16 protein-coding genes are annotated in these 15,365 nt (G+C 37.9%); 9 read left to right on the forward strand and 7 right to left on the reverse strand.

Annotated features, from left to right (window positions below):
- Positions 1-35 precede the first annotated feature (35 nt).
- The 9 genes from KBJ98_RS07925 to KBJ98_RS07965 all read left to right on the forward strand — a co-directional run bounded on the left by KBJ98_RS07925 (position 36) and on the right by KBJ98_RS07965 (position 8,152).
- Complete coding sequence (locus KBJ98_RS07925) at positions 36-695, forward strand: TetR family transcriptional regulator C-terminal domain-containing protein (RefSeq protein ID WP_210789281.1); 660 nt, start codon at positions 36-38, stop codon at positions 693-695.
- Positions 695-2,002, forward strand: coding sequence for an ABC1 kinase family protein (locus tag KBJ98_RS07930; protein WP_166137090.1), 1,308 nt, complete (start codon positions 695-697; stop codon positions 2,000-2,002). The genes KBJ98_RS07925 and KBJ98_RS07930 overlap by 1 nt, the downstream gene beginning before the upstream one ends.
- Complete coding sequence (locus tag KBJ98_RS07935; protein ID WP_166137087.1) at positions 2,002-2,136, forward strand: DUF2256 domain-containing protein; 135 nt, start codon at positions 2,002-2,004, stop codon at positions 2,134-2,136. Before KBJ98_RS07930 ends, KBJ98_RS07935 begins: the two co-directional genes overlap by 1 nt.
- Positions 2,112-3,416 carry a DASH family cryptochrome gene (locus KBJ98_RS07940; protein ID WP_210789283.1) on the forward strand — a complete coding sequence of 435 codons (1,305 nt, stop codon included), beginning with the start codon at positions 2,112-2,114 and terminating at the stop codon, positions 3,414-3,416. The genes KBJ98_RS07935 and KBJ98_RS07940 overlap by 25 nt, the downstream gene beginning before the upstream one ends.
- 6 nt (positions 3,417-3,422) lie before the next feature.
- Positions 3,423-4,910, forward strand: coding sequence for a cryptochrome/deoxyribodipyrimidine photo-lyase family protein (locus KBJ98_RS07945; protein WP_210789285.1), 1,488 nt, complete (start codon positions 3,423-3,425; stop codon positions 4,908-4,910).
- A 41-nt stretch (positions 4,911-4,951) separates the two neighbouring features.
- Positions 4,952-5,236 carry a TIGR03643 family protein gene (locus KBJ98_RS07950; protein WP_210789287.1) on the forward strand — a complete coding sequence of 95 codons (285 nt, stop codon included), beginning with the start codon at positions 4,952-4,954 and terminating at the stop codon, positions 5,234-5,236.
- 44 nt (positions 5,237-5,280) lie between these two features.
- Positions 5,281-5,964 (forward strand): SDR family NAD(P)-dependent oxidoreductase, encoded by a 684-nt coding sequence (locus KBJ98_RS07955; protein WP_210789289.1) that lies wholly within the window; start codon positions 5,281-5,283, stop codon positions 5,962-5,964.
- 34 nt (positions 5,965-5,998) lie between these two features.
- Positions 5,999-6,610 (forward strand): GTP cyclohydrolase I FolE, encoded by a 612-nt coding sequence (folE, locus tag KBJ98_RS07960; RefSeq protein ID WP_225872928.1) that lies wholly within the window; start codon positions 5,999-6,001, stop codon positions 6,608-6,610.
- Between the two features lie 123 nt (positions 6,611-6,733).
- Positions 6,734-8,152 (forward strand): SDR family oxidoreductase, encoded by a 1,419-nt coding sequence (locus KBJ98_RS07965; RefSeq protein ID WP_210789291.1) that lies wholly within the window; start codon positions 6,734-6,736, stop codon positions 8,150-8,152.
- A 95-nt stretch (positions 8,153-8,247) separates the two neighbouring features.
- Here the strand turns inward: KBJ98_RS07965 and KBJ98_RS07970 are convergent, their stop codons facing one another.
- The 7 genes from KBJ98_RS07970 to KBJ98_RS08000 all read right to left on the reverse strand — a co-directional run bounded on the left by KBJ98_RS07970 (position 8,248) and on the right by KBJ98_RS08000 (position 14,911).
- Positions 8,248-9,543, reverse strand: coding sequence for a cryptochrome/photolyase family protein (locus KBJ98_RS07970; RefSeq protein WP_210789293.1), 1,296 nt, complete (start codon positions 9,541-9,543; stop codon positions 8,248-8,250).
- A complete protein-coding gene (locus tag KBJ98_RS07975; protein WP_210789294.1) occupies positions 9,543-10,004 on the reverse strand; it encodes an SRPBCC family protein in 462 nt (153 codons plus the stop codon). The genes KBJ98_RS07970 and KBJ98_RS07975 overlap by 1 nt, the downstream gene beginning before the upstream one ends.
- 154 nt (positions 10,005-10,158) lie before the next feature.
- Positions 10,159-10,599 carry a sterol desaturase family protein gene (locus KBJ98_RS07980; RefSeq protein ID WP_166137063.1) on the reverse strand — a complete coding sequence of 147 codons (441 nt, stop codon included), beginning with the start codon at positions 10,597-10,599 and terminating at the stop codon, positions 10,159-10,161.
- 37 nt (positions 10,600-10,636) lie between these two features.
- The gene (locus KBJ98_RS07985; protein ID WP_210789295.1) at positions 10,637-11,476 is read right to left on the reverse strand and encodes a phytoene/squalene synthase family protein; all 840 of its coding nucleotides are present in this window, start codon (positions 11,474-11,476) and stop codon (positions 10,637-10,639) included.
- Between the two features lies 1 nt (position 11,477).
- Positions 11,478-12,953, reverse strand: coding sequence for a phytoene desaturase family protein (locus KBJ98_RS07990; RefSeq protein ID WP_210789296.1), 1,476 nt, complete (start codon positions 12,951-12,953; stop codon positions 11,478-11,480).
- A 38-nt stretch (positions 12,954-12,991) separates the two neighbouring features.
- Complete coding sequence (locus tag KBJ98_RS07995; RefSeq protein ID WP_210789297.1) at positions 12,992-13,888, reverse strand: MerR family transcriptional regulator; 897 nt, start codon at positions 13,886-13,888, stop codon at positions 12,992-12,994.
- 72 nt (positions 13,889-13,960) lie between these two features.
- Positions 13,961-14,911: an ion channel gene (locus KBJ98_RS08000; RefSeq protein ID WP_210789298.1), complete on the reverse strand. Its 951-nt coding sequence runs from the start codon at positions 14,909-14,911 to the stop codon at positions 13,961-13,963.
- Positions 14,912-15,365: the final 454 nt, after the last annotated feature.

Here is a 15,365-nt window from a genome sequence, read left to right on the forward strand (position 1 = left end):
AGTATCTTTATACCCTAATTAGAAATACACAAACAATGGCTACCAAGAAAACAGCAATTACGAGAGATAAAATAGTTTCCATGTACATGGAGTATGTATTAGAGCACAGCGAAAAACCTAAATCAGTATACAATTTCACCAAAACTAACGGTTTCACCGAAACGGAATTTTATGCGTTTTTTGGAACTATCGATAGTATAGAAAAAGAAATTTTCAGAATGTTCGTTGAAAAAACAATTGAACTTTTGCATAAGAACAGTGAATATGAGACCTACGATATGAAAAGTAAAATGTTGAGTTTCTATTTTACCTTCTTCGAAATCCTAACAGCCAATCGCAGTTATGTTGTTTTGGTTTTAAAGGAGCACAACAACCAATTGAAAAAATTGAGTTTACTAGCTGGTTTGCGTGAGCGCTTTAAAGAGTACTTGACGGAAGTAATTGAAGATGATTTTAGAACACAGCAAGAGCGTTTTCAAAATTTTCAAGAAAAAGCATTTCAAGAAACTTCTTGGATTCAGTTGTTACTTACACTCAAATTCTGGTTGGATGACGCCTCACCCGCTTTTGAGAAAACAGATATTTATATCGAAAAATCAGTAAAAGCAACTTTCGAATTAATGAACATTGCTCCTATTGATAGCCTAATTGACTTTGGAAAATTCATTTTCAAAGAAAAAATATACAAAAAATAATGAAAACGATAGACTATATACCTACCTCAAAAATTGAAAGAGCATCAAAATTAGTACAAACAGGTGCTAAAATTGGTGTGAATTATTTGAAGTATTACGGCGAAAAAATGGTCAATTCTGATTTGACTCGCGATAAACTCAACGAAGACAATGCTGAGGATATTTACGACGGATTGAAAAGCCTAAAAGGAAGCGCCTTGAAAGTAGCTCAGATGCTAAGTATGGACAAGAATTTCTTGCCTCAAGCTTACGTTGAGAAATTTTCATTGTCTCAATTTTCGGTTCCGCCTTTGTCTGCGCCGCTGGTCTTAAAAACATTTAAAAATAATTTTGGTAAAACGCCAACTGAAATTTTTGATGATTTTAATGCTAATTCAGTTAATGCTGCTAGTATTGGCCAAGTTCACGTGGCACACAAGGACGGAAAAAAATTAGCCGTAAAAATTCAGTATCCTGGAGTTGCGAACAGTATTTCATCTGATTTAGCAATGGTAAAACCAATTGCGATTCGCATGTTTAACCTTCAAGGAAAAGACTCTGATAAATATTTCAAGGAAGTTGAAGACAAACTAATCGAAGAAACAAATTATCTATTGGAGCTAGAGCAAAGTACTGAAGTAGTTAATGCTTGTTCTAAAATTGACAACTTGGTTTTCCCTAGTTACTATCCGGAATTTTCATCGGAAAAAATCATCACAATGGATTGGATGACAGGCAAACACTTGTCTGAATTCACCAAAATCAATACTGATCAAGAGGCTGCAGATAAAATAGGTCAAGCCCTTTGGGACTTTTATATGTACCAAATTCACGTACTAAAGAAAGTACATGCCGATCCGCATCCTGGTAACTTTTTAGTAGATAGCAACAATAATTTAGTCGCACTTGATTTTGGTTGTATGAAAAAAATCCCAATGGATTTTTACATTCCTTATTTCGAACTCATCGACAAAAAAGTAATCAATGATGCCGCTTTATTTCACAATAAGTTATTAGAATTAGAAATTCTACGTCAAGACGATACGAAAGAAGAAATGGCTTATTTCACAAGTATGTTCCATGATTTATTGTCATTATTTACCAAACCGTTTCAAGAAAAAACTTTCGACTTCTCTGATGAGAAATTCTTTCAAAGTATTGGCGAATTAGGAGAGCGTTTTTCTAAAGACACCAATCTTAAAAAGATGAATGGCAGTAGAGGTTCAAAGCATTTTATTTATATGAACAGAACATTCTTTGGTTTGTACAACTTAATGTTTGATTTGAAAGCGAAGATTGTAGTAAACGAATTTGAGAAATACACCTAGTGAAAAAAGAACATTTACCCACCAAAATGTGTTTGGTATGCGATAGGCCTTTTGCTTGGCGCAAAAAATGGGAAAAAGTTTGGGATGAAGTAAAATATTGTAGCGAAAAATGCAGAAGAAACAAAAAGGTTTAGTTTGGTTTAGAAACGATTTACGTGTTCATGATAATGAAGCGCTTCATCTTGCAATTAAAGAAAATGAAGCGGTTGTGGCCGTTTACTGCTTTGATCCGAGACATTTTGCGAAAACAAAATACGGCTTCAAAAAAACAGAGAAGTTTAGAGCGCAGTTTTTGCTTGAATCAGTTGCTAACCTTCGTAAAAATCTCAAAGAACTGCACATTCCTTTGTTTGTGTATTTCCAAGAACCTGAAAATGTTGTGCCCGTATTGATCGAAAACCAAGAGATAACAAAAGTTTATTATCAGGAAGAATGGACAACTGAAGAGCTGGCTGTAGCCAATGTGTTAAAAGCTAAAGCTACTGATAACGTAATATTCAAAGCTACATACGGACAATTTTTGTTTCATCCAAATGCAATTCCGTTTACGATTGAATCGATTCCGAATGTATTTACACAATTCAGAAATCAATGCGAAAAGAAAGCAAAAGTAAGTGCCGAATTTAAATTAGGTTCACTCACAGCTGCTAATTACCAAGAAACGAATACGACGCTACCAACTTTACAGGAGCTAGGATTTGAAGCTTTTGAAAAAGATACGCGAACTGCATTTCCGTTTAAAGGTGGAGAGCAAGAAGCGTTACGCCGAATGGAAAATTACTTTTGGAATACTGAAAAACTAAGTTCTTACAAACTCACGCGCAACGGACTAGTTGGTACCGATTATAGTTCAAAATTTTCGCCTTGGCTTGCTAATGGTTGCATTTCGGCAAAAAGAATTTATTGGGAAGTAGCACAATATGAAAGAGAAGTTGAGAAAAACGAATCGACTTATTGGTTGCTTTTTGAGCTAATATGGCGTGATTATTTCAAATACATTTCACTTCAAAATGGTACTGCCATTTTTAAAATTGGAGGCATTTTGAAACGCGATTACGAATGGAAAAACAACAAATACGCCATCAACAAATGGATTAACGGCACTACCGAAGAACCTTTTGTAAATGCCAATATGATCGAATTACAGCAAACGGGATGGATGAGTAATCGCGGCCGACAAAACGTAGCTTCTTATTTTGCTAAAGAAATGTTGATGGATTGGCGCATTGGCGCTGCCTATTTTGAAGCCATGCTGCTGGATTATGATGTACACTCTAACTATGGTAATTGGATGTACGTATCTGGCGTAGGCAACGATCCTCGAAACCGAAAATTCAACATCAAATTGCAAGCAAGCAATTACGATGGACAATCGAAGTTTCAAAACTTGTGGTTACAACAACAATTATTCTAAAAAAACATGACGACCAACAAACCAAAGATTAATGTAGTATGGCTCAAAAGAGACCTTCGTTTGCAAGATAACGAAGCAATTTTTAACGCCACAAGAACTGCTATTCCTACTTTGTTGCTGTACGTTTTTGAAAAATCACTAGAGCAAGACGCCCATTACAGCAGCAGACATTGGAATTTTATTAAACAATCTATCGTTGACCTGAATAAACAGCTAGAGGCTTGCAATACCAAAATTTTAGCCGTTTCATCTGAGGTGATTCACGTATTTAACATTTTAGAAGAAAGCTATAAGATTAATGCTGTTTTTTCACATCAAGAAACTGGGCTTCGCATTACATACGAGCGCGACAAAGCATTCAAACGCTTTTGCAAAAACAACTTTATCACTTGGACAGAAAATATAAATAACGGCATTTTTAGAGCGTTAAAAGACCGTAGCAATTGGGTACAAAAATGGGAAGATTACATGAATCAACCACAATGCCAATTTGATTTTACACCATCAAAATACCTCAATTTAGAGGAGATTGCGGCTCTTGAAACCTCTTTAGAAGTGCAAGATTTAGAAACCCTACCCGATGCTATTTTCCAAAAAGGAGGTTCGACCATGGGTTGGAAATACATGAATAGTTTTTTGAACGATCGCTATCACAATTACAGTGCGCACATTTCAAAACCTACTTTGGCTCGAAAAAGCTGCAGTCGTTTGTCGCCGTACATTGCGTGGGGTAATTTATCCTCGAGACAAGTCTTGCAAAAAGCAGCAACCTTTCGATTGACTTGCAATAACCCAAAGCAAATCGATTCATTTGTATCGCGTTTAACATGGCAAGCGCATTTCATTCAAAAATTTGAAATGGAAGACATCATGGAGTTTGAAAGTGTGAACAAAGGCTTTCATTCTTTACAGAAAAAAGTGAACGAAAACTATATTGAAGCCTGGAAAACCGGTCAAACAGGTTTCCCGCTAATTGATGCGTGCATGCGATGCTTGAACGAAACGGGTTATTTAAACTTTAGAATGCGTGCCATGCTAGTATCGTTTTTTACCCATAATTTATGGCAACCTTGGCAGGAAGCCACACAGCATTTATCGCAAAAATTTTTAGATTTTGAACCTGGCATTCACTTTCCGCAATTACAAATGCAAGCGGGTGAAACAGGAATCAATATGTTGCGTATTTACAACCCAATTAAAAACAGTTATGCGCACGATCCACAAGGGGAATTTATCAAAAAATGGGTGCCTGAATTGCGCAATTTGCCAACCAATTTTGTACATGAACCAAATAAAATGACCTATTTGGATCAGAAATTTAATGATTTTGAAGTTGGTGTGCATTACCCAAAACCCATTGTCAATATGGAACGTACCCGAAAGTTTGCAAGTGACTTTTTGTGGAAAATGAAAAAAAATCCGCTTGTGAAGGAAGAGAGCAACCGAATCCTGCGCCTGCACACCATGGCTGATATTGGCGATTCAGATAACTAAAATACAATAGAAACCATTTACGAATATAATAACCGTTGACCGTGACTACAAAAAGAGAATTAACCGACCTTGAAAAAGACAGAATCATAGAGATGGCCTGGGAAGACCGTACTACTTTTGATGCGATCCTGAGACAATTTGGACTTAAGGAACAAGAAGTGATTAACTTGATGCGTACCGAAATGAAACCCTCAAGTTTCAGAATGTGGCGTGAGCGTGTACAAGGGCGCAAAACCAAACATGAAAAACTGCGCGAGTTCAGAGAAGGTCGCTTTAAATGCAGTATGCAAAGACAGATAAACAACAATAAGATTTCCAAACGATAAGCTCAAGAGCAGCAACATATTTAATAACTGATTGAACAAAACACATGAAAAACATCGTAATCATTGGTGGCAGTAAAGGAATTGGCAGCGCCATTTTGTTGCAACAACTAGAGACAAATATAGTGTACAACATCAGCAGAAATGCACCTGAAATCACGCATCCCAACTTAAAACATTTTTCAGTAGATGTTTTGCAAGACGCACTTCCTGATTTGGAAGCTGTTGATACCTTGATTTATTGTCCGGGATCAATTAACTTGAAACCAATTGGCAGTTTGAGTATTGACGATTTCAGAAACGATTTCGAAATCAACGTGATTGGCGCCGTAAAAGCTATTCAAAAATACTTACCCCTTTTGCGTAAAGGAACCAATCCTTCTATTGTACTTTTTAGTACAGTAGCAGCAAAACTCGGAATGCCGTTTCACGCTAGTATCGCTACAGCAAAAGCTGGAATTGAAGGTTTAGTAAAATCGCTTGGTGCTGAATTGGCATCAGTAATTCGCATCAATGCAATTGCACCAACAATTACCGAAACTACGCTTGCGGCAGGCATTTTGCGCAACGATCGCATGAAAGAAAACATGATCGAAAGACACCCAATGAAAGGGTATTTGAAACCAACAGAAGTAGCCAATATGGCCCATTTTTTAATATCAGATCAAGCAAAATCTATTTCAGGACAAATTTTTGAAATGGATTATGGCATTGTCTCTTTTAAAATCTAATACAATAAATTACATAAATAGAAAACCGAAACCCATGATCAAAGAAATGAAAAGTTACGAGAAAATCGAACAATACGACACCGAAATTACTTCAGCATTAGCGGACAACTATAAAACCATAATTGACAATTTAGGTGAAGATGTGACTCGTGAAGGACTTGAAAAAACACCAGAGCGCGTGGCTAAAGCCATGCAATATTTGACTCACGGGTACGGATTGGATCCTTTAGAAATACTTAAATCAGCTATGTTTACTGAGGATCACCAGCAAATGATCGTTGTAAAAGATATCGAAGTGTACTCTATGTGCGAGCACCACATGTTACCATTTTTTGGAAAAGCGCACGTGGCTTACATCCCAAACGGAAAAATTGTAGGTTTAAGTAAAATTCCACGCGTGGTTGATGCATTTGCACGCAGAATGCAAGTACAAGAGCGCTTAACTGACCAAATTAAAAACTGTATTCAAGATGCTTTAAATCCGCTAGGTGTAGCCGTAGTTATAGAGGCACAGCACATGTGTATGCAAATGCGCGGGATACAAAAACAAAATTCGGTTACTACAACCTCTTCTTTTACAGGTGCTTTTACAAAAGACAAAACAAGAAAAGAATTTATTAGCCTAGTTTCGAATAAATTAAGCTAACTTTATGTAGGTAATTCAACATTAATAATTGCCACAAAGGCGCAACAATACAAAGTCATACTCTCCTATTTTAGATTGTCACCTTTGCCATTGTTGCGCCTTTTGGTTTAAAACAGAGGCACTATGAAAATTCTACTAACAGGAGCTACAGGATATATTGGCAAGCGACTTTTGCCTATTTTGGTAAGCAACGGGCATGATGTCGTGTGCTGCGTTCGGGACAAGAACCGATTTTACTGCCCTATTGATTTACAAGATAAAGTTCAAGTTGTTGAAGTAGATTTTCTTGATGAAGATTCATTAGTAGCCATCCCTAAAGATATTGATGCTGCGTATTACCTCATTCATTCGATGTCAGGATCAGCCTCTAATTTTGATGATTTAGAAAGCTTGTCTGCACATAATTTTGTCGAATATTTGAATACCACACAAGTAAAACATGTTATCTACTTAAGCGGAATTGTAAATGACAGTGCGCTCTCTAAACATTTATCATCGCGACTGCGTGTTGAAGAAATTTTAAGATCTGCGAATTTTGCAACCACTACCCTACGCGCCGGAATTATTGTCGGCTCCGGCAGTGCCTCCTTTGATATCATTCGCGACTTGGTGAATAAATTACCCGTGATGATTACTCCCAAATGGCTCAACACCCGTTGCCAACCCATTGCAATTCCTGATGTTTTAGATTTTTTATACAAATCCCTATACAATCCTTTGACGTACAACCAAAGTTTTGACATCGGCGGACCCGATGTACTCACCTATAAAGAAATGCTTTTGGGGTTTGCCAAAGCTAAAAACCTAAAACGATACATTTATACCGTTCCGGTGATGACTCCTAAATTATCATCGTATTGGCTGTATTTTGTAACCTCAACTTCGTACCGCTTGGCATCGGCATTAGTGAGCAGTATGAAAGTAGAAGTAGTGTGCCAAGATAATCGAATTAATGATTTATTGGGCGTGCAACCCATGACCTATCAACAAGGTTTGTCGCGTGCATTGATAAAAGTTGATGAAGATCAAGTGGCATCGAGTTGGAAAGATTCGTTGGTAAGTGGTCGCTTCAACCGTAATCTATCACCATATTTAAAAGTCCCGAAGAAAGATTGCTATATCGACCGCCGTAAAATGGAAATTATTGATCGTGATTTCACTATACGCCGCATTTGGTCAATTGGTGGCGAAACGGGTTGGTATTATGGCGATTGGCTTTGGGATTTACGCGGATTTATTGATAAATTGTACGGAGGTGTTGGCTCTCGTCGCGGACGCACCAACCGACATGACATCCACGCAGGCGATGCCTTGGATTTTTGGCGTGTTTTGTACGCCAACAAACAAGAAGGAAAATTGATTTTGTTTGCCGAAATGAAACTTCCAGGCGAAGCGTGGCTCGAGTTTAAAATTATCAATAATACCTTGTACCAATCGGCTACGTTTAGACCGCGCGGCATTTGGGGCAAATTGTATTGGTACTCCGTTTTGCCTTTTCACGGATTCATCTTTAAGGGAATGCTTGAAAAATTAATTCGCTGATTCCAATTCCAGAAAATTTCAAAGATAGTATGCAACAAAAAAGGCTCGAAACGAATTCCGAGCCTTTATTTTTTTGATATAAAAATGATTTTGGTCTATTTTAAAATACCCGCCTTGTAAGTCGCAATAGCGCGATCGCGGGCCATGGCATGCTCCACCATTGGTTTTCCGTAACCTAAATTGAATTCTTTAATCCAAGTGCGGATATAAGCTCCTTTCTCATCGAATTTTTTCTGCTGAATATCCGGATTAAAAACTCTGAAATAAGGCGCTGCATCGCAACCTGTTCCTGCTGCCCATTGCCAATTGCCAACATTGGCTGACATGTCATAATCTAACAGTTTTTGAGCAAAATAGGCTTCGCCCCATTGCCATTCAATCAACAAATGTTTGCATAAAAAACTCGCTACCACCATACGCACGCGGTTGTGCATGTAACCTGTTTCGTTGAGCTGGCGCATACCTGCATCAACCATAGGATAGCCTGTTTTTCCTTCGCACCAACGTTTAAAATCGTCTTCATTGTTGCGCCATTGAATGCCGTCATAAGCCGACTTAAAATTTTTATTGGCCACTTTGGGAAAGCTGAATAAAATTTGCATGAAGAACTCGCGCCAAATTAACTCACTTAAAAAGACATCGTTTTTGTGAAAAGCCCAATTGACTAATTTGCGAACACTTACAGTTCCGAAACGCAAATGCGGCGATAAGTATGAAGTTTTGTCCATGGCTGGAAAGTCACGTGTGTCGTGATAATTAGCTATAAACTTTAAATTATGCGGTTTTACTTTGATTGGACTTGGTTCAAATCCAATTGCTGAAAGAGTTAAAATTTCTCCCTGATGCGGGTACAACTTACTAAAATGCGCTGCAGTATCCCACTCTTGAACAGGCGCTAATGTTTTGTACTTTTCTAACCATTTGTTTTTAAATGGCGTGTACACTGTGTACGGCAAACCATCTGCTTTTACGATTTCTTTTTCTTCAAAAATAACTTGGTCTTTGAATGGAGAAACGCTTACTCCACGCTCTTGCAACAAAGTTGTAATTTGCGCATCGCGTTGCAGTGCATAAGGTTCGTAATCTTTGTTATAAAAAACCTCTTTGACATCGAACTCATCCAATAGCGATTCCCAAACACTATTGATTGCTCCGTGGCAAACACGCAACCCACTAGAATGCTCTTGCAACTGGGCATGCATTTGCTGTAGATTTTCATGTATAAAACCTACTCGAGCGTCATTTTTTGGGAGTTTACTCAAAATAGCTTCGTCAAAAATAAAAATAGGAAGCACCGGATAATCGGATTGTAAAGCTTGGTACAAACCTACATTATCTTCAAGGCGTAAATCACGACGAAACCAAAAGATAGAAACAGCTGCTTTGCTCATTACTTCGAATTAAAAAGTTCATCTACTTTTTGAACACGGTATTCAAATATGGATTTTAATTTGTTTTTGACCACCAAAGTATTCATGATACGACCGATAAAACCTAGCGGTAATCCGTAATGAACCACATCAGTCATTTTGGTTCCGGTGGCAGTAGCTTCAAAAAAATGTTTGTGATGCCAAAAACTGTACGGACCAAATTTTTGCTCATCAATGAAATAACTATTTTCTTTTACGGCAGTAATTAAAGTCATCCAAGAAAGTGTAACCCCAAAAAGCGGCGTGACTTTGTATTGAATAATTTGACCGGGATACATTGATTTTTGATCAAAATCAGTGATTTGGAATCCCATGTCTTGAGGTGTTATTTTTTGAAGGTTTTTAGGATTTGAAAAGAAAGCCCAACATTCCTCAACCGATGCATTGATGTGTTGCACGGTTTCTTGTTTGTATATTTTCATGGTATTTTGTTTAGGATATTTAGCAGCGGTCCGCGTGAGGGACAGCAGTGGAGCTCTTTTTTAGAGCCCTTTTTTTGGGCGATAAAAAAAGCGGGAACGGATTGCCCGACCCCGCTGTAACGCTAGTGAAAGCGGGGTCACGCCCCAAAAAACTTTACATTTTATAATATTTGAATGGTACGAAAAGCATTCCGAAACACTCGCCATCCTCTTTACCTAGGTGTTTGTGGTGTACTTTGTGTGCTTTACGAAGACCAATTAAGTATTTGTTGTTGGTATGCTTGAACCACTTGAAACGCTGGTGAATTAACACATCATGGATCAAGAAATAGCACAAGCCGTAGAACATGATACCAAGGCCGATAAAAAATTTGTAATTCAAGCCGCCCTCTACTCCGTAGTAAAACAAGGCGATGCTTGGCGCTGCAAAAATGACAAAAAATATGTCATTGCGTTCAAATATATTGGCATATTTAGGCTGGTGATGATCGGCGTGGAAATACCACATAGAACCGTGCATCACGTATTTGTGTGTACACCAAGTTATGCCTTCCATGGTCAGAAAAGTACCCAAAAAAATCAAAAAAAAGATCATTTTATTTATAGATTTAAGTAAAAATTAAAGGAATGAATTAAACTAATTTTAGCTTGTACGATACAAAAGATTTGGCCAGAAGGCCTGCTTTAGTGTAATTAGAAACGCGAATACGGGCGCTTCCTATTTCGTGACAAGGTGTGTTCTCTAATTTTTTGAGTAGTTTGCGGTAGTACACATACGCTGTGTATACGCCAAACTTAGCTTCCATAGGTAGTTTTACAATACCTTCGTAGGCTACTCTAAAATCTTCTTCGATTTCGTTGATGATGGCTGTTTTTGCCTTTTCATCGAATGAATTCAAGTCGACACCCGGGAAATAATTGCGGTTGAGTACTAAGTTATCATCTTTCAAATCGCGTAAAAAGTTTACTTTTTGAAAAGCTGATCCCAAACGCATGGCCTCGTCTTTGAGTTGCTCGTAACGTGCATTATCGCCAGCCACAAAAACTTTAAGACACATAAGACCTACCACATCGGCCGAGCCATAAATATAGGCATCGTACTCTTCTTTGCTGTGATAATCGGATTTTATAAGATCTAATTTCATACTACGCAAGAAGGCTTGAATTAAATCGTCACCAATATTGTACTCTTTCACTGTTTGTTGGAACGAATTCAAAATCGGGTTCAAACTAATACCACGATCGTAGGCTTTGTAGTACTCGTCTTCAAATTCGGTGATTAGAGTTTCTTTATCGAAACCGTGAAAAGTGTCGACAATTTCGTCAGCAAAACGCACAAAACCGTAAATACTGTAAATTGCCTCGCGAATAGTTGGGGATAACATATACACCGCGAGTGAGAAAGATGTACTGTAATTTTTAGTAACTAACTTACTGCATTTAAAAGAGACATCGTCAAATAATTGCTTCATATTATTGTTCTGAAAATTGCTTATTAATTAATTCCGACACTAGTTTTCCAGAAATCAGTGCAGGCGGTACTCCAGGTCCAGGAACGGTTAATTGTCCTGTGAAATATAAATTCTTTACTTTTTTGCTCTTTAGTTTTGGTCTTAAAAATGCGGTTTGCAATAAGGTATTTGCCATACCGTAAGCGTTCCCCTTGTACGAGTTGTACTCGGACACAAAATCATTTTTACAAAAAGATTCTTTAAATATAATATTATTTTTGACACTTTGCTGTGTTAAAGTTTCGAAACGGCTGATAATTTTTTCGAAGTACTCTTCACGCAATGCCTCGGTATCATTGATTCCGGGTGCTAATGGCACAAGGAAAAACCCAGATTCCATTCCCTCAGGAGCCGCAGTTGCATCTGTAACCGATGGAAAGTTGGCGTAAAACAATGGTTCTTTTGGCCACTGTGGCTCATCATAAATGTCTTTGGCGTGTTGGTAAAAATCAACGTCAAAAAACAAAGCATGATGCGAAATGTTATCTAGCTTTTTATCAAAACCAACATAAAACAACAAGGACGATGGCGCAAAAACACGCGAGTCCCAATATTTCTCAGAATAAGCGCGGTGCTCTTGGTCGAGTAAAGTTTCGGTATGATGGTAATCGGCACCGCTCAAAATCAAATCAGAAGCTACTATCTTTCCGTTTACTTGAATGGCAACCGCCGTTTTATTTTCGACAATTATTTTTTCAATATTTGCATTGGTTACAAATTGAACGCCTAGTTCAGTTGCCAAGTTTTCCATGGCACGCACCACATCGTGCATACCTGTTTTTGGATGCCAAGTTCCTAAACCAAAATCGGCGTAGTTCATAAAACTGTAAAACGAAGGCGTGTCTGAAGGTTTTGCTCCAAGGAATAAAACAGGAAATTCTAAAATTTGAATCAAACGTTCGTTCTTGAATTTCTTACGTACATCTTTGCTAATGTTAGAGAAAAACTCCCCTACTTTTAACGCAGTTTCCACAGTAATTAACTCAAGCGGTGATACACCTGGGCGATACACCAAATCCTTGATGGCAATATCATAATTGCTTTTAGCATGATCCATAAAAGCTTGCAACTTGGCGCCACTTCCTTTTTCGATGGCCTCAAAAGCCGCAACAATTTCTGGAAGATTATCTGCAATGGCTATAAAATCATCAATACCGTAATAAACGCGGTAGGCTGGCGATAGTTTTACAAGCTCATAATAATCGGTTGTTTTTTTGCCAAAATCAGCAAAAAAGCGTTCAAAAACATCAGGCATCCAGTACCAACTTGGTCCCATATCAAAGGTAAAACCTTCGCGTACTAGGCGACGTGCGCGACCGCCAACAGCGCTGTTTTTTTCATAAACGGTAACTTGGTGACCGCTCTTCGCTAAGTAAGCCGAAGCCGCTAAAGCAGAGAAACCCGATCCTATAATGGTAATTTTTTTTTCTTCCTTCATTTGTTTAGCAAATATACAAAATCTTTAAACAATTATTTTTAAATCCAATCGACTAATTCCGTGATAGAATTAAAAATATTTATGCGCTCGGCTAATTTTTCTCTATCGATGTGTTCGACCATTCGACCAATAAGCCAAAGCTCAGTTGTATCATCTAATAGTTGATCCGACATTTGCTGTACGTATTCGTCTAGGATTCCTTTTTCAGGTTGAACCGTCATGTAAGAAACATACACGATCGAATCAAAATGTTTTTTAAGATCTCTGAGGTTTTCTATCGGCATGCTTTCGCCAAGATAGATGGTTTTGTAACCGTGTAAAAGCACTTCGTAGTTCAAATACATCAATCCCAATTCATGTATTTCATTCATTGGTAATGACAGAACAAAAACTTTATCGGTCTTGGTTTGTTTTAAAATTTGCAATTTCTCAGTGTTGATGAGCAATTTTTGTTTGATCAAATAACTGATAAAGTGCTCGTGTGCTGGGGTAATGGTATCGGATTGCCACAACAATCCCAACTCATTCATTAACGGAATGAATACTTGGTGGAAAATTTCTTTAAACGACTTCTCGGCGATTAGCCAATTATAAGTATTAAAAAAAAGTTCTTGATCAAAGTTCATCATTGCCATTTTAAACTCACTTATGGCGTGACTTTTGGCTGTTTTATTTGATATAATTTCACGAACCAAAGACGGGATTTTCTCCTGTGGATAAGTCGCAATTTTAGATATTTTATAACCGTAATCGTGTAGTAACGTGATATTTAAAAGCTTTTGCAAACTCGGCAAATCATACAAACGAATGTTAGTATCGGTACGCATGGGCTGCAGAATATCATAGCGTTTTTCCCAAATTCGTATCGTATGCGCTTTGATCCCTGAAAGGTTTTCAAGATCCTTGATACTGAATACATTTTTTACATTGTTCATCGTTTCTGAAAATTTATTGAACAAATGTAAAATAAATTTAGATATAAAACGACCTAAACCGTTGTAAAAACGCTATTTTTCTTTAAAATCGACTTTTTGATAACTGTTTAACAAATCTAAGTGCAAGATTGTCTTGGAGTTTGATTCATTTCGGGTGTACATCGAATCGAATTTAGCGCCATAAACTACTTCATCAAAAGTATAGGAAGTTCGTGTAGCCACTGTATTGCTAAACATATCGTCAAAAGCAGTCAGGTGAACAATAAACTCTCCGTTGATAGAAGTAAAATCTTCAGCTGAAAGACCATACAACGGACTTTCAGGTGTTATAGGGTGTACGAGTGTCCAACTCAAACTAAGTACATTTATGCGATCGAGTTCTAAATCTAAAGCAAAAAAGCGATTCGTCATCGCGCCGTTTTCGTTGTCACTCCTACGCATCGTAATTCTTGCGAAAGCATCGGTTAAGTCGGTATTTTTAAAAGGAGTCAATCGCAGCATTAAAGCCGTTCCCTCGCGGTAAGGCGCAATCAGGGCATTGTCTGAAAATTTGATAAAAGCAGTGGGTTTGCTAAAACGCCCAAAAAACAATCCGGTAGCAATGGCAAAACTGAGTAATCCAATTAAGGCCTCAGCGGCAGAAAGCGCGCTAGCCAAAAATCCAACAGGACTGATGTGCCCGTAGCCCACGGTGGTAAAAGTTTGCGCACTAAAAAAGTAAGCCTGCCCAAACTTACCCAATTCAGTACCCGAAGGATCGATACCATTTAAATGTTCGATACCGATTGAAAAATATAAAAGCGCAAAAATGAAATTCATTCCCATGTAAAAAAGTAACAACGTCAATAAAAAACGCCATTGCGGCATGGCAATCATGGTGTGGTACCAACTTATACGACGCAGTAAAAACATGCCTCGTTTTTCTACATTGGCGCTGCCGTCCTTATTGATGAATCGGCCGCCGTAGTTGCTGGCATTGGTTCCAAAACCTGTATTTTCTTGTGATTTCCCTGCTGTGTTCATTTGTGCTTGGATTTAAAATTCAAAAATAAAACTATTATGGCAACGTAGCACTATTAATTATAGGAAGATGATTGTTTGGTTTGAAAGGGTTCTCGATACACTTTATTTTCCATTGCATTTCAAACAAAGCACTCGAACTGACGAACTCTCCATACACAAATTTGTCATTCCGACAACGGAGGAATCCAAACCAATTACTCACTAAAAGAAGATGCTTCGTTCCTCAGCATGACAAAAGAAACGCAGAAAAAACAATCGCATAGACAAACCCTAAACATCCAAATTTGTCATTCCGACGAAGGAGGAATCCAAACAAGTAGCTCACCGATAAAAGATGCTGCATTCCTCAGCATGACAAAATAAACGCGGAAAAACAATAAAACTGACGAGTTCTCGATACACTTTGTTTTCCATTGCATTTCAAACAAAGCACTCGAACTGACGAACTCTCGAT

The sequence above is a fragment of the Flavobacterium erciyesense genome, assembly GCF_018069925.1.
Lineage (GTDB): Bacteria > Bacteroidota > Bacteroidia > Flavobacteriales > Flavobacteriaceae > Flavobacterium > Flavobacterium erciyesense.

Coding starts and splice junctions, on each gene's coding strand:
- KBJ98_RS07925 (WP_210789281.1), top strand. CDS start 36: ATGGCTACCAAGAAAACAGCAATTACGAGAGATAAAATAGTTTCCATG.
- KBJ98_RS07930 (WP_166137090.1), top strand. CDS start 695: ATGAAAACGATAGACTATATACCTACCTCAAAAATTGAAAGAGCATCA.
- KBJ98_RS07940 (WP_210789283.1), top strand. CDS start 2,112: ATGCAGAAGAAACAAAAAGGTTTAGTTTGGTTTAGAAACGATTTACGT.
- KBJ98_RS07945 (WP_210789285.1), top strand. CDS start 3,423: ATGACGACCAACAAACCAAAGATTAATGTAGTATGGCTCAAAAGAGAC.
- KBJ98_RS07955 (WP_210789289.1), top strand. CDS start 5,281: ATGAAAAACATCGTAATCATTGGTGGCAGTAAAGGAATTGGCAGCGCC.
- folE (WP_225872928.1), top strand. CDS start 5,999: ATGATCAAAGAAATGAAAAGTTACGAGAAAATCGAACAATACGACACC.
- KBJ98_RS07965 (WP_210789291.1), top strand. CDS start 6,734: ATGAAAATTCTACTAACAGGAGCTACAGGATATATTGGCAAGCGACTT.
- KBJ98_RS07970 (WP_210789293.1), bottom strand. CDS start 9,543: ATGAGCAAAGCAGCTGTTTCTATCTTTTGGTTTCGTCGTGATTTACGC.
- KBJ98_RS07975 (WP_210789294.1), bottom strand. CDS start 10,004: ATGAAAATATACAAACAAGAAACCGTGCAACACATCAATGCATCGGTT.
- KBJ98_RS07980 (WP_166137063.1), bottom strand. CDS start 10,599: ATGATCTTTTTTTTGATTTTTTTGGGTACTTTTCTGACCATGGAAGGC.
- KBJ98_RS07985 (WP_210789295.1), bottom strand. CDS start 11,476: ATGAAGCAATTATTTGACGATGTCTCTTTTAAATGCAGTAAGTTAGTT.
- KBJ98_RS07990 (WP_210789296.1), bottom strand. CDS start 12,953: ATGAAGGAAGAAAAAAAAATTACCATTATAGGATCGGGTTTCTCTGCT.
- KBJ98_RS07995 (WP_210789297.1), bottom strand. CDS start 13,888: ATGAACAATGTAAAAAATGTATTCAGTATCAAGGATCTTGAAAACCTT.
- KBJ98_RS08000 (WP_210789298.1), bottom strand. CDS start 14,911: ATGAACACAGCAGGGAAATCACAAGAAAATACAGGTTTTGGAACCAAT.